The 12,993-nt window shown below is 61.1% G+C and carries 12 protein-coding genes; 3 read left to right on the top strand and 9 right to left on the bottom strand.

Features of this window, described 5'->3' with window-relative positions:
• Nucleotides 1-58: 58 nt before the first annotated feature.
• The 7 genes from OKW37_RS39470 to OKW37_RS39440 form a co-directional block, all read right to left on the bottom strand.
• Nucleotides 59-460, bottom strand: coding sequence for a hypothetical protein (locus OKW37_RS39470; RefSeq protein WP_090810890.1), 402 nt, complete (start codon nt 458-460; stop codon nt 59-61).
• A 120-nt stretch (nt 461-580) separates the two neighbouring features.
• Nucleotides 581-754 carry a hypothetical protein gene (locus OKW37_RS39465; protein ID WP_013093753.1) on the bottom strand — a complete coding sequence of 58 codons (174 nt, stop codon included), beginning with the start codon at nt 752-754 and terminating at the stop codon, nt 581-583.
• A 256-nt stretch (nt 755-1,010) separates the two neighbouring features.
• On the bottom strand, nt 1,011-3,437 hold the full coding sequence (locus tag OKW37_RS39460; protein ID WP_429401897.1) for a filamentous hemagglutinin N-terminal domain-containing protein: 2,427 nt from the start codon (nt 3,435-3,437) through the stop codon (nt 1,011-1,013).
• Between the two features lie 86 nt (nt 3,438-3,523).
• A complete protein-coding gene (locus OKW37_RS39455) occupies nt 3,524-3,745 on the bottom strand; it encodes a DUF3562 domain-containing protein (RefSeq protein ID WP_184023913.1) in 222 nt (73 codons plus the stop codon).
• A 138-nt stretch (nt 3,746-3,883) separates the two neighbouring features.
• Nucleotides 3,884-4,918, bottom strand: a complete 1,035-nt coding sequence (gene pstS / locus OKW37_RS39450) for a phosphate ABC transporter substrate-binding protein PstS (RefSeq protein ID WP_184067872.1) — start codon at nt 4,916-4,918, stop codon at nt 3,884-3,886.
• Between the two features lie 248 nt (nt 4,919-5,166).
• Nucleotides 5,167-6,882, bottom strand: coding sequence for a thiamine pyrophosphate-binding protein (locus OKW37_RS39445; protein WP_429510128.1), 1,716 nt, complete (start codon nt 6,880-6,882; stop codon nt 5,167-5,169).
• Between the two features lie 441 nt (nt 6,883-7,323).
• Nucleotides 7,324-9,063, bottom strand: a complete 1,740-nt coding sequence (locus OKW37_RS39440) for a methyl-accepting chemotaxis protein (RefSeq protein WP_429401900.1) — start codon at nt 9,061-9,063, stop codon at nt 7,324-7,326.
• Nucleotides 9,064-9,614: 551 nt separating this feature from the next.
• Here OKW37_RS39440 and OKW37_RS39435 point away from each other — a divergent pair.
• Nucleotides 9,615-9,929, top strand: coding sequence for a flavin reductase (locus OKW37_RS39435; RefSeq protein WP_429401902.1), 315 nt, complete (start codon nt 9,615-9,617; stop codon nt 9,927-9,929).
• A gap of 20 nt (nt 9,930-9,949) precedes the next feature.
• On the opposite strand, the gene OKW37_RS39430 is transcribed toward OKW37_RS39435, so the two are convergent.
• Nucleotides 9,950-10,351 (bottom strand): hypothetical protein, encoded by a 402-nt coding sequence (locus tag OKW37_RS39430; protein ID WP_429401904.1) that lies wholly within the window; start codon nt 10,349-10,351, stop codon nt 9,950-9,952.
• 177 nt (nt 10,352-10,528) lie between these two features.
• On the opposite strand from OKW37_RS39430, the gene OKW37_RS39425 reads away from it, so the two are divergent.
• Nucleotides 10,529-11,035, top strand: a complete 507-nt coding sequence (locus OKW37_RS39425) for a PRC-barrel domain-containing protein (RefSeq protein ID WP_429401906.1) — start codon at nt 10,529-10,531, stop codon at nt 11,033-11,035.
• A 35-nt stretch (nt 11,036-11,070) separates the two neighbouring features.
• Here OKW37_RS39425 and OKW37_RS39420 read toward each other — a convergent pair whose 3' ends face one another.
• A complete protein-coding gene (locus OKW37_RS39420; protein WP_429401908.1) occupies nt 11,071-11,310 on the bottom strand; it encodes a hypothetical protein in 240 nt (79 codons plus the stop codon).
• Between the two features lie 349 nt (nt 11,311-11,659).
• Here OKW37_RS39420 and phaZ point away from each other — a divergent pair, with 349 nt between their 5' ends.
• Entirely contained in the window at nt 11,660-12,958 is a 1,299-nt protein-coding gene (phaZ, locus tag OKW37_RS39415) for a polyhydroxyalkanoate depolymerase (RefSeq protein ID WP_429401910.1), read from the top strand.
• Nucleotides 12,959-12,993 lie beyond the last annotated feature (35 nt).

The following is a 12,993-nucleotide window of genomic DNA, read 5'->3' as shown; positions in this document are numbered from 1 at the left end:
AACCTGTCACGCGCAACACTCATCGTGAGGTCTCACGATGTTCGAGATCGAAGTCTTATTATCCGAACAAGCGCGACCACGCCGCGCGTATGCGGCGCGCGCGGTCCTCGAACAGGTACGACGCAGCGAGCGCGAACAGGCCTGACATGACCCCCGTCGCGACGTGTTCGAGAACATGAAAGCGGTACTGGCTCAAATGAGAGTAGGCATCGCCGATAGCGGTCAGGCAACCGACGAGCAGTGCGTTGCTATAGCGATTCCCGTACCACTTCGCCGCCGGGGTGAAGGTGAGCAGCAGGGCGAGCACACCGGTGAGCAGCCCGGTTTTGAATGCGATCGCCCAGTGCGTGAGGCTCATGATGTTGCCCCAGCTCCCCGGCATACAGGTCATGCACGCGCTGGTTGGCTGCCAGAAACGCTGGATAAACAGTTTGAAGCGGCGTTTCCATGCGCTTCCCATGATGTACTCCACGATATCCAGCGCGAGATTTCACGCAGACATGGTACATCGTGAGCGTGGCGTGGCGTGGCGTGTGATGAGCGTTCCCACCTGATGGATCCGACAGGCAAACGCCAAAGGCTATGACGACCGATCGCGATTACGCGCACGCGTGGCGCCCGTAATCACCGCAATGCCGAGCAGGATCACGGCCACGATTGCGATGATGTGCTGCGCGACATGCAGCGCCATCAATCCCCACGCGACGCCGCCAATGAAAATGATCCATCCGACCAGATAGATGAGCAGGGTCATCGATTTCTCCTTGTGGTTCCGGCCAATGGCGCCGGTTGCCCGCGCTGCTAGATTTACCGTGCGCTCCGATGATCCGCTGACAGCACTCCTAGCGGCGCATGGCGCGGTGCACACGACGCCCTCGCCGCAAAAGCGATCAACGGGTCTATCTCCGAGCACATTGCGCGCCTGATCGTCAGACGCAAGGACGAGCCGAGCTATCAGGGCACGTTCACGGGCGCGCGTCGGTACTGCTGCCGCGGCCTCACAGCAGCGCTTACTGGCCGAGTTGCCAGCGCAGGATGGGGTGGGTCGCGCCGGCAGGCATGACCCACGCGCCGGTTTGACTGAAATCCCACGATGCGTCGAAGCTCGCCGGGTTGCTCATTTGAGCAGTCGTGAACCCGTTTGACGCGGGCAGTTGCGACACGTCTCCAGTGCTCACCGTACGTGTCGTCGTCTCTTTGTCCCAGTAGACATTGCCTGCAATCGTTCCGCTGGCGCCGTATGCCACGATTCCCCCGTAAGTGCCGTAGCCCGGGCCTTGGTAGGAAGGTCCTAGCACCGGACCAACCGCGAACGACTGCTCGATCACGCCGCTATTCGCGAACGCCAATCCGCCAGCCGCAAAAAGCCCTAACACCCTGCCGGCGGCATAAGACTGTGACACCGTGCCACTGTTGATGCCGACGAGTCCGCCCGGTTCCATCCGCACATCTCCGCTAACATCCGCGGTAGTAAATGATTGAACGATCCGGCCGGTGTTGACGCCGACGAGCCCCCCTGCCTCGCCGGCATCATTCACTGAAGCGCTGCTCCACGAGCGCTCGATGAGACCATCATTGGTGCCCACCAAACCGCCGATCGGAACGTTCCCATAGTGGGGCGACGTACGCAGGCCGGTCGTATACGCGTAGGTGATCAACCCCTGGTTCCGGCCGGCCAGTATGCCGTACGTGACCGAGATGGGATCGTTGAACGAAATGTCGAAGATGGCCGTAAGTTCGCTGTTCGTCATGCCGACGTTGCGTACGACGCCCGTGCTCCCGATTTCGCCGAACAGGCCAAGCGACCGGGTACCCGACGGCGAGTAATACTCCTGCTGACTGAAGTGGTCGATCACATGTCCCATGCCGTCGAACTGGCCTGAAAAAGGTGTTGCCGCGCTGCCGAGCGAGATGAAGTCGACGCCGCCGGAGGGGGTGGAAGAGAGATTCGTCGCACTCGCGTCAATATCCTTGCCGAGCGCATAGTTGCCGGTCAGATCGAGCGATATGTTCTGCAGGTCGAAAAGCGAATTGACGAGCTTGTAGCCAGTCACTTGCGTGAGAAGACCGCTATAGGGCGCGGCAGTCCACGCGGTATTCGAGCGGATGATTCCTGGGCTGTAGCTGCCGTTCATGTCATAGAACGAACTCACCGAACCGGTACTTACCGACCAGTCGATCGTGCCGCGGTTGGTCACGCTGGCTGCGTTGTCGATGCCCGTCACGTCGGCCCGCAAACTCAGGTTGCCACTGCCGGTGCTCCTGAGCGTCGTCGCAGGTGCGATCGTCACGTTGCCAAAAGCGGCGAGCGATAACGACGCCGGTCCTCGCCAGTTGAGATTCGACGCAACCGTCATGTCGCCGCTTGCGCCGTTCGTGCCGGTCGCGGTTGCATCGACGGACGTGCCGGCGTTCAGACTGCGCATGAAGGCGTCGGCTGTGCCGCGATCGATCGTGAAGTTTGGCGTCGACGCGTTCCAAAGCCCTGCTCGGACGCGGGCGCCATGCGCCAGCGTGAGTGTGCCGGCAAGCGTATCGACGGTGCCGCCGCTGCCGTCGGCATTCGTTGCGGCGATCGTGCCTTGCTGCGTAACGTGCCCGTTGTCGGCGACCAGCCAGATGTGACCGCCACGCATCGCCGTGCCCGTCGCGCGGATACGCGAGCCACCACCTGCAAGGGCATAGATATTCCCGTCGGCCGCTCCCAGATTGATCTGCGCGGCTTGCGTGGCACCGCGATCTATCACGGTCCCTGTGCTGCCTATCTGCACGAATACCTGCCTGCTGCCCGACGATTCGAGCAACGCCACTTGCTGCCCCGTGACGAATTCCGCGGTGCCGTTCGGTGCGCTGACCGAGCCCGCATTGACCACGACACCGCGTGCAATCAGGAAAACATCGCCTCCGCTGGAACTGATGTTGCCGAGATTCACCACATTGCCATTCGATGTGCCCGTGAGCGTGAGCGTCCCGCCATTCACGAAGGGTGTATTCGGCAGATCGAGCGTTGAAGCAACGAATCGTCCGCCGGTAGTGATAGTCCCGCTACGACCCACCACGATGCCTTGCGGGTTGATCAGATACACGCTGCCAGTTGCCTTCAGGCTGCCGAGAATCGCGGAAGGCGCGCAGGCCGTCACGCGATTGAGCGTTGCGCCCGAACCGTTGTCGAAGTTGACGGCGCTGCCTTTGCCGATCGAGAAGCTGCTCCAGTCGATCACGCCGCGAGTCGAGTTCGGCTGCGTGACGGTGATCACGTTGCCCTGACCGGCGATGGTTCCCGCCCCGGCAACATAGTGCCCGCCCTGCGGAAGCACGCCACCGGCAAAGGCCGCGTGCGCCAACGACAATCCAGCGATGAAGGGTGAGATGTGTTGAGACGGATGTCGGCGATAGAGTGCGCGCAGTATCGGACGACTTAATGACAATGGCGTCATATGTCCCCCTTCCGCGGAAGTTGGACGCCATCGGCCCGCAATCCGACCGGAGTCGCGTGAACCGTGGTGAGCCCACACGCAGAATATTAGTCAGCTTGTCCGAGAGATACCAGCGAATCCCGCACTTGCCGCCTACGCAGGTCGTCCCGCACACGACGAGCGACCAGCACCGTCAGGTAGTCCGTGATTCGTGCACCTTCGCTGTATTCAATCCACGTCTGCGCGTACATCTGCGAGACCGTTTCCTCAGGAGTGTCGGTAGCGGCGGCAATCTGCCTGATGACATCCTCGACGTTGCGCGTGACCATGGCTTGCTCCGAGCGTGCGGTGATAAAGGACCGTCACACACACGTTACCCGCCTCGATGCGTCAGTCAATTGACCTGCGTCAATTGACTTCGTCCATGATCGATTACAAGCTGTTTGAGGCGGGTGGCATCGAGGCCTTCACTGAAACACCGGTTTTCCCGACGCGTCCTTGACCTTGGTCTTCCATTGCGCGCGGATTTCCGACACGACCGAATCCGGCAGCGAAATGTAGTCGAGATCGCTGGCAGCCTGCCCGCCGTTCTTGAACGCCCAGTCGAAGAACTTCAACGTTGCCGCGCCTTGTGCCGGCTTGTCCTGCGTCGCATGCAGCAGCACGAAGGTCGCGCCGACGACTGGCCACGCGTCCTTGCCGGGCTCGTTCGTCAGGATCTGGTAGAAGGTCGTCTTCCAGTCCGCGCCCGAGGCGGCCGCCTTGAAGGTTTCGGTCTTCGGCGCAACCACGATACCGGCCGAATTCTTCAGGCTGGTGTAGATCATGTTGTTTTGCTTCGCATATGCCCACTCGACGTAACCGACCGCGCCCGGCAGGCGTTGCACGAACGCGGCAACGCCGTCATTGCCCTTGCCGCCCGTACCGGTCGGCCAGTTCACCGTCGTGCCTTCGCCGATCTTCGACTTCCACTCCGGGTTCACCTTCGACAGAAAGTTCGTCCAGATGAAGCTCGTGCCCGAACCGTCGGCGCGGCGCACCACGGCGATGTCCGTATCTGGCAGCTTCATACCCGGATTCAGCGCGGCGATCGCCGGATCGTTCCATTTCTTGATCTTGTTCAGATAGATGTCGCCAAGCACGGCACCCGACAGAATGAGTTGACCCGGCTTCACGCCGGGCAGGTTCACGACCGGCACGACGCCGCCGACCACGGTCGGGAATTGGAACAGGCCAGTCTTCGCCAGTTCGTCGTCCTTCATCGGCGCATCGGAACCTGCGAAATCAACGGTCTTCGCGATGATCTGCTTGATGCCGCCCGCTGAACCGATGCCTTGGTAGTTGACCTTGCCGCCTCCCGCCTTTTGGTAGGCGTCAGCCCACTTGTTATAGATCGGGGCCGCAAAAGTGCTGCCCGCGCCGGTGATGTTGACGGTTTGCGCTTGCGCGGCCGCAAGCGGTAGAGCAACGGCAAGAACTGCAATTCCTCGTTTGAACAGCATGGTTTGCCTCCACGAGATTGACTGACCGGTTCAATGGTTGCAGCAAGCTACGCGCCGCGATCCCTCTCTTGCGCATTCCGCAGGCCCGGCGTGCCCATCGCCGCGTCGAGCCTTGCCATCGGCTCGAACGTCTAAACTTAGGCGGTTCGAATGACATTTCGTTGACAACTGCGGCGCGGCGTTCAGACAGTCTGATTGCGGCGTCGTTCAGCAATGCGGTTGGCTTTGCCGCGTTGAAGGATGGAATCTCACGGACAGGCTTCGGCTTCTGCATAGTACCGGTTCGGCGCGGGAAAAACTCCGGTGATGACTTCGATCAGAAAGGGGCCGTCATATTGACAAGCTTCACTCAGTACACCATCAAGCTCGTCGATGCGCTCAACCGCGCGCGCGGCCACACCGATCGATGATGCAAAAGCCGACCAGCTATGACAGGGCAATTTGGTGAACTGCTCTGAAATGGAACCACTCCTGATAGCGTCGATATGGATTGCGCCATGTGCGGCGTTGTTCAGAACCACATAGATCACCTTGACTCGGTATCGAGCCGCGGTCTGAATCTCCATGCCGTGCATCATCATGCACCCGTCGCCGGTCACCACGACACACGGGCGTTCTGGGGCCGCAAGCTTGACGCCGATTCCGGCTGCGATGGCCCAGCCCATCGGGGCGAGCGAGCTCGACGAAAAGTAGTTGCCCTTACCTGACGACAGCCAGTAATGGGCCATGAAGATGCGGTGGGCTCCGGAATCCACCACGACGTTGCTGTCCTTCGGCAGAATCCGGCACAAGCGCTTAACTACGTCTCCAGGATATAGCGCTTCGTCACCGCTGGAAACTCGGTCTCCTAACTGCTCGAACCGGTGGTCGTACAGGGGGGTCTCGTTGATCTCGGCAATCCACCCCTTTCTTCTTTGCAGTGCTTGCGGCAGCCCGGGAGGGTTGTCCGCGGCTTTCTGGGCCAGCAACCGGAAGCTCGCGGAAATTCCGGAGAAGATTCCTTGACGCGAAATGTGCCCCATCGCCGGTGAATCGAAGCTGTCGTCAAAGATGAATAGCTCCTTCCCCCCTGTCAGCCTCCTGCTCCAGTTCATGCTGTCTCGCTGGTTCAGGTCGCTACCAAACACGACTAGTACATCAAGTTCGTCGGAGTTGATCACCCGTGCAGCGCGCGAATGACTTGAAAATCCGTACACACCCAGTGCAAGGGCATGTTGCTCAGGAAATGCACCTTTTCCCGATAGTGTCGTTGCGACTGGAATGTGAAAGCCTTCGGCAACCTCGAGAAGAAGCTTTGCAGTTTCCGCATCATTGCCGCGACTTCCGACCAGAAACGCGACTCTCTTCGACTGAAACAGATACTGGTCGCACAGGGCATCGAGAGCGGCGCGGTTCGCGGGCACTTCGCATGCGTTAAATTCGCGGTGAGCGTAGGGTTGTCGTGCCACGTCCTGACCGGGCAGGACATCCTGCTTTTGAACGTCTACGGGAATACTGATGAATGACTGCGCTCGACGCATCCAGTTCAACCCTTCGATCGCACGACGCATCTCGGCCTGAGTATTTTCCTTGTTCTTTAGCTCGACGATATCCGTCACCAGACTTCTGACCACGCCGCTTTCAAAAATGCCTCCGGGCGTGGCATCCTGGAACGCCCCTTTGCCTTCCGCGTGCGACGAGATCCCGCCGGCAATATAGAGCATCGGAATCCGGTCTGCGTGAGCGGCCGCCATGCCGGGCACGAAATTCATCGTGCCTGGGCCGGAAATCCCTGCGCAAACACCGAATTTCCGGCTGGCGCGGGCATAGCCATCGGCCATGAAAGCACTGCCAGTCTCATGAGCGCCTACGATTCCGCGAATCAAAGGGGAGTTGTCGATTGCGTCCAGCAGCGGATAGATCAGTTTTCCCGGGACCAGGAACACGTGGTCTATTCCGGCGGACTCCAACGAGTTCACAACCATTGTCGAGACATTGAGCGGAGCGTTTGATCCCATAGTTTTGATTACGATCTCACGAGTTACCGTTAATCGAATCTCACCGCTGCGCATCTGCCCGTCACGCGCTGCCTGTCGGAGCGGCGCGAGACGAGATCGGCGATGGCCAGTGCGCGGAGACGGCGAGACGACATTCAAGGCGCTGCACGTCGAGTGCAGTCGCGCATCACGCTATTTCCTCGAACCCGCTTGACCGGCGGGCCCGGGTGTCTCCGTCCACAATCACACGCCCTGGCTGCACTGTTGATCATCCACGCTGCCTGCGTGCCTGAGGCAGTCGCCGCGCCGCATTGATAGCCATCCGGCGCACGTGTATCGCGGATCTTCGCCCGCTCGACTCCCGCGGGGCTGGCACGCGCCGACGGTATGAATCGACGTCATCCAGCACCCAGAACCGGTCGGAATCGCTCAGAATTTCTGCCAGTCCGTCTCAGTCGCGGCGGCGACGACTAGCGGACGTTCTGAAGAGGGGACTGGTCTCCTCGCAAGCTTTGCCGGTGTTACAGCAGAGGACGGGGCGCGGTTCAGGACCGTCCGTTGCGGTACTGCCGCTTGCGTCATCGCTCGCGATGAAGCAGCCTTCTCGCCATCGACCTTGAAAAAAGCGACCGTTTTGCGCAGGCTTTCCGCTTGCCGGGCCATTGTCTGGGCTGCCGCCGACGCCTCTTCGACAAGCGCAGCGTTTTGCTGTGTGACCTGGTCCATCTGGTTGACTGCCTGATTGACCTGTTCGATACCGGTGCTTTGCTCGCTCGATGCCGACGAGATTTCGCCCACGATGTCGGTCACGCGCTTCACTGACTGCACGATTTCCTTGATCGCACCGCCCGCTTCTTCGACGAGCATCGAGCCTGCCTCCACCCGGCTGACAGAGTCGGAGATCAACTCCTTGATTTCCTTCGCGGCAGTCGCACTGCGCTGCGCGAGCGTGCGGACTTCACCCGCAACGACAGCGAAGCCCCGCCCCTGTTCTCCCGCGCGGGCCGCTTCGACCGCTGCGTTCAGCGCGAGGATGTTGGTCTGGAAGGCGATGCCTTCGATGACGCCGATAATCTCGGACATCGTGGCCGAGCTGGTGGAGATGTCACGCATTGTCTCAACCACGCGCCCGACGATCTCGCCGCCATGTTGCGCGACGCTCGAGGCGGTACCCGCGAGCGTGGCAGCCTGGGTTGCATTGTCCGTGTTGTGGCGGACCGCCGCAGTCAGTTCCTCCATGCTGGAAGCCGTTTCTTCGAGCGACGCCGCCTGTTGCTCCGTGCGACTCGACAGATCCAGATTGCCTTGTGCGATCTGCGCACTCGCAGTCGCGACACCTTCGGCGTTCTCGCGCACCTCTGATACGACCCGCACCAGGGCGTCGCACATGGCTTTGAGCGACGCCATCAGGCTGTTCGTGTCGCCGGGCCGCAGGGCGATACTGATGTTCAGGTCGCCGGCCGCCACGCTTCTGGCCACAGCAGCAGCCGTCGCCGGCTCCGTACCCAGTTGCCGCGTTACGCTACGCATCATCCATATGCCGATTCCCACGCCGATCGACACGGACATCGCCACGAAGACCAGCATCAAAGTTCGACCTTCCTCGTACACGGCATCGTTGGCTTCAGCTGTCCGTTGCGCGTCGGCCTGTTTCAGGGCAACCAGATTGCCCATCAGCACGAGGGTCTTGAAGCCTTTGTCGTGGTACTCGCCCAGCATGTATTCGGTCAGGCTGTCCCGGTCCCCTAACGCCGCCGCGTTGATCTTGCCTTTCATTTCATTGAAGGCCTGGATGTAGTTTTGCCAACCTTGATCGAGGTCGGCGAACGTAGCCTTGCCTTTGTCGGTATAGACGAGCGGCTCCGCCTGATTGAGGTGCTCGCGTGACGAGGCAAAGGCCTTGTCAGCTTGATCGAGCGAGCCAGCCCGCTGTGCGGCCGTCGTGGCCAGAACCGCGTTGCGCAGATAGGTGCCGACTCTCAGTACGTCGGCGTTAGCCTGCTGTATCAGGTTGAGCCCGACAAGGTCCTGCCGATACGTCTTGTCTGCGTTTGCACTGATCTCCGCCATGTTGTGCAGGCCGATCCCGCTGACAACAGCGCTGATGATCGAAACCAGGATGAACGCACTGATCAGCTTGGCGCCGAGTTTCATATTGCCGAAATTCATAGTTCGCTTTGTTGAGAATGTAAGAACCCGAACGGATAAGCAGGTACATCACCGCTTTGGCGCCCGCTATAACACAAGGCCATACCGACGCGAAACGCAGTACCGGACATAACTGGTTATCGGCAATACGCTCTCATTCTTCAGGTGAATAGCGGGATTATCGCGAAGATTTTTTTACGTCCCTATAAGAGAAACAGGAGTGCTCTATTTTGAGCCGATCAAAGTGCCAATCGGTGCACGCACTCGTGCCGGCCGCACTCGCTTGGTGCAAAGCCTTTGGTCGCCCCGAACATGCACGCTCTATGTCTTTAGCTAAATATAATATTTATCGTTTGCATAGCCCGGTGATAGCCTGAATTCGTCCCACAGGCGTGCACCGCGCCACGTCTGCTTGCGCGGGTCTGGACCGAAGAGCGCATTAGCGACGAACAACCGCGCTGAGATTCATTCTATTTCGATATGTTTATATCGATTCAATATTTAAGTTTTGCATCTTCCGGAGCAGCCGCACAGGCATGCAACACGCGCCGAAATTTTATCCAGGAGGCCCTATGAGCAATTGGATCGCGCAGCTTTTCCGGCATTTGACTGCGGGTGTGTATGTGATCGGCGTAGCGGACGGCGAGCGCCGCAATGCGTTCACCGCAAGCTGGCGTACCGACGTGACCGGCGCGCCGCTGCCGCTCGATGCGCTCGCGCATTTCGACTGCCGGGTGACCGGCGACATCGAGGCGGGAGATCATCGGCTGATAGTTGGGCGCGTCGTCGATGGCGCGCTAGCCGGCGCGGACGGCGACCCGTTGATCTACGCGCAGACTGGCAATCTCGACATGAGCGAGGATGTTTATCCGGAGACGTTTTCGTAGTTGGCTGGCGTGCTGGCTGCTCAATGCCAGTGCCCGCCATGTCCTCCGTGCCAGTGGCCGTAATAGCCGCCACGGCCATAGCCACCGCCCCAGTAGCCTCCGATCACCACTGACGGTCCCCACCATCCGTAGTAGCCCGGCCATGAATAGCCATAGGGATAACCGTAATAGCCCGGATAACCGTAATACCCGGGATAGCCGTAATAAGCAGGCGCAGGTACCGCGACGTACGTGCAATTCTGTCCCGACAACGGCAAGTCGTTTGGCGCCGGATTCGCGGCCGCCGTACCGCTCGCCGGCACAGGCGCGTTGCCAGACGATGCTTGCGCGGGGCCAGTGGCAGTGGCGCTGGTGCAGGCGTAATAGCCACCGGCTCCCGGATAGTACGAATAAGGACCGTAATAGACGCAGCCAGACAACACACATACGCCCGCCACGCCAGTGCATAGACCAACGATTCCACAACGCATGATCGCTCCCCCTATCCGGGCGCAGCGCAGCCGTCTCGACACGGCGTGTTTTTATTCTAGTCTTCGAATCCGGTCTCGGGTACGGGTCTTGCGAACGGCAGGTATTCCGTGGAAATCAGGAGTTTCGACATGAACCCGCTCGATCCTCTCGACCCGAACGCCTCCGCGACTCCCGTACAGCCCAGCGCCGGCGCACGTATCGCCGGCGCCGGCGTCGGCGACGGTCCCGGACCCGAGGTCATGGCCGCCGCGACGCTCGACGGCAACAAGGTGATCTCTTCCGATGGCCAGGACCTCGGCAAAATCTCCGACATCATGCTCGACGTGTGCAGCGGCCGCATCGCGTATGCGGTGCTGACGGAGGGCGCTTTTCTCGGCATCGGCGGGACCTTGCACGCGATCCCGTGGCGTTCGCTGACGCTCGACACGGACCGCAAGTGCTTCCAGCTGGACGCCACGGCCGAGCAGGTGAAAAGCTCGCCCGGCTTCGACAAGGACCATTGGCCGGCGATGGCCGATCGCGCATGGGGGACGTCGGTCCATCAGTTCTATCATCGCGAACCGTACTGGGAAGCGACGCGCAGTGTCGTCGAAAGCGATCCCGCGACACGTGTCGATCCGACGAGCGGAATCTGAAGACACGCATCGCGACGCTCGAGCACGGTGCGCTGTTACACCCCGATGGTCCGCGTCGTCTTCAGCGCGATCCACGTCATGCCTTCGCGCAAGCCTTCGAGTACCGCTTCTCTTTCCACGGCGAACACCTGCGACTGATGAAAGGTGCGTTCGAAGTCGCCCTCGGGCGACACATGTTTGACATGGATCGTCGACAGAAACCCGCCTTCCTGCGCCTCCCACGTCTCGACGCTCACGGACCAGGTTCCTTCCTGCGCGTTTGCTGATATGGCCATTGGATGCTCCTCGGGGTTGTCGCGAGCGACTGCCATCGTCAGCGTAATGGCCCGCAACGCCTCTCTCGTTGATCCACGTCAACCGTCGACACGAACCATGAGTCACGCTCGACGTCGTTCGCTTTCCCCGATACTTTCAGCTCCGTTTCAGACGCCCGCCATCGCGTGAAAACCCTGCCGGGAAAACGCGCAATGCCTCTTGCACGCGGCGTGCTTGGCGCGCCGCGCGCACCGATTTCGCGCCCCTCGCCGCGACGTTTCGCGGTAAGCTTTGCGACGGTATCCGCGTCACGAGTTCGTGCCGGTGCGGCAACGCTGCCCTCATGATCGACGAACGTCGGGGTTCATCATGTGGTACGCCTTCATCGATGCACAGCAACGCCTCGCGCGCGCGATGGTCGGGGGAGTTCTGTCCGAACCGGAGTCGGGGCCGCGCCCGCAAGCGGGCTGGCTCGGCCCGGAACAGGCGGCCGACGCGTTCAGCTACTGGCTGCTGAGATCCGCCTGCGCTTTCGAACGAACGCCGACATTCGCGATCCACTCCGTTGCCGGCAACGGTAGCCGCGTTACCGTCGACGAAAGCGTCGTCGCCTCCTTGCCGCTCGGCGCGCTGCTCAGGTTCAAGCGCAACCCCTCTACACCCCCTACCGACGCCAAACTGCCGGTGCTGTTGTGCGCGCCCCTCGCCGGACATCATTCAGTCATGCTGCGCGAGACCGTCGAAACGCTGCTCGAGGAACGTGACGTGTTCGTGACCGATTGGGCCGACGCGCGCGACGTGCCGCGCGAAGCGGGCCCGCTATCGCTCGACGACTACGTGCACGCGCTCGAAAGCTTCGTCGGCGCCGCCCGCGCGTTCGGTTCGCCGGTTCATGTGATCGCGATCTGTCAGGCGAGCGTGCCTGCGCTCGGCGCCGCGGCGCTGCTCGCCATGGACGAGGCGGCGCCGATCGCGAGCCTCTCGCTACTCGGCGGCCCGATCGATACCCGTTTGAACCCGACCATCACCGACCGCTTCGCCAGTTCCCATTCGCTCGAGTGGTTTCACGACCATGCGATCGATATCGTTCCACCGCCCTATTGCGGCCAGGGGCGTCTCGTGTATCCGGGCTTCATCCAGCAGACCGCGATTTTTGCCGCGCATCCGGAGCGGCAGTTGCGACTCGAAGCGGATTACTGGTCCCGATGGCTCGCCGGCGACATGCCCGGTGCGCAGCGGGCGCTGCGCTCGGCAAACGAATATGCCGCGGTGCTCGACATGGCGGAGTGCTACTTCTTCGACATGCTTCGTGTGGTGTTTCACGAACATCTGTTGCCGCGCGATCTGTGGTCGGTCGCCGGGCGCCGCGTACGAATCGCCGCGCTGCGCGATACCCCGCTGTGCACGATCGAGGGTGACAGCGACGAGATCACGGGCGCGGGGCAAACGCATTGCGCGCATGCGCTGTGCGATGCATCGCCGATGCGAGCCGCGCGGCAGCTCACCATCGAGCAGTGCAATCACTACGACCTCTTCATCGGGCCGCGTTGGCGCGATGCGGTTCACCCGGGGCTCTGCGAATTCTGGCGCGATGTCGAGCACGCCGCGTTGAAGGTTTGCCGGCCGCGCCGCGCGGCCAGGGGTTCGGCAAACCGCGAATCGGCGTGAGGTGGCCGGGGAAAACGTCGGCAGTCCGCATCTAA

This window comes from Paraburkholderia sp. MM5482-R2 (genome assembly GCF_050436125.1).
In the GTDB taxonomy this organism is placed as follows: Bacteria; Pseudomonadota; Gammaproteobacteria; order Burkholderiales; family Burkholderiaceae; genus Paraburkholderia; species Paraburkholderia tuberum.
The sequence above is the reverse complement of the archived record's forward strand: the minus strand, read 5'-3'. Positions and strand labels throughout refer to the sequence as shown.

What these genes read in the sequence shown, in the direction of transcription:
- pstS (WP_184067872.1), bottom strand. Translation starts at nt 4,918, where the DNA reads ATGCTGTTCAAACGAGGAATTGCAGTTCTTGCCGTTGCTCTACCGCTT.
- OKW37_RS39425 (WP_429401906.1), top strand. Translation starts at nt 10,529, where the DNA reads ATGAACCCGCTCGATCCTCTCGACCCGAACGCCTCCGCGACTCCCGTA.
- OKW37_RS39465 (WP_013093753.1), bottom strand. Translation starts at nt 754, where the DNA reads ATGACCCTGCTCATCTATCTGGTCGGATGGATCATTTTCATTGGCGGC.
- OKW37_RS39420 (WP_429401908.1), bottom strand. Translation starts at nt 11,310, where the DNA reads ATGGCCATATCAGCAAACGCGCAGGAAGGAACCTGGTCCGTGAGCGTC.
- OKW37_RS39445 (WP_429510128.1), bottom strand. Translation starts at nt 6,882, where the DNA reads ATGGTTGTGAACTCGTTGGAGTCCGCCGGAATAGACCACGTGTTCCTG.
- OKW37_RS39460 (WP_429401897.1), bottom strand. Translation starts at nt 3,437, where the DNA reads ATGACGCCATTGTCATTAAGTCGTCCGATACTGCGCGCACTCTATCGC.
- OKW37_RS39440 (WP_429401900.1), bottom strand. Translation starts at nt 9,063, where the DNA reads ATGAATTTCGGCAATATGAAACTCGGCGCCAAGCTGATCAGTGCGTTC.
- OKW37_RS39435 (WP_429401902.1), top strand. Translation starts at nt 9,615, where the DNA reads ATGAGCAATTGGATCGCGCAGCTTTTCCGGCATTTGACTGCGGGTGTG.
- phaZ (WP_429401910.1), top strand. Translation starts at nt 11,660, where the DNA reads ATGTGGTACGCCTTCATCGATGCACAGCAACGCCTCGCGCGCGCGATG.
- OKW37_RS39470 (WP_090810890.1), bottom strand. Translation starts at nt 460, where the DNA reads ATGGGAAGCGCATGGAAACGCCGCTTCAAACTGTTTATCCAGCGTTTC.
- OKW37_RS39455 (WP_184023913.1), bottom strand. Translation starts at nt 3,745, where the DNA reads ATGGTCACGCGCAACGTCGAGGATGTCATCAGGCAGATTGCCGCCGCT.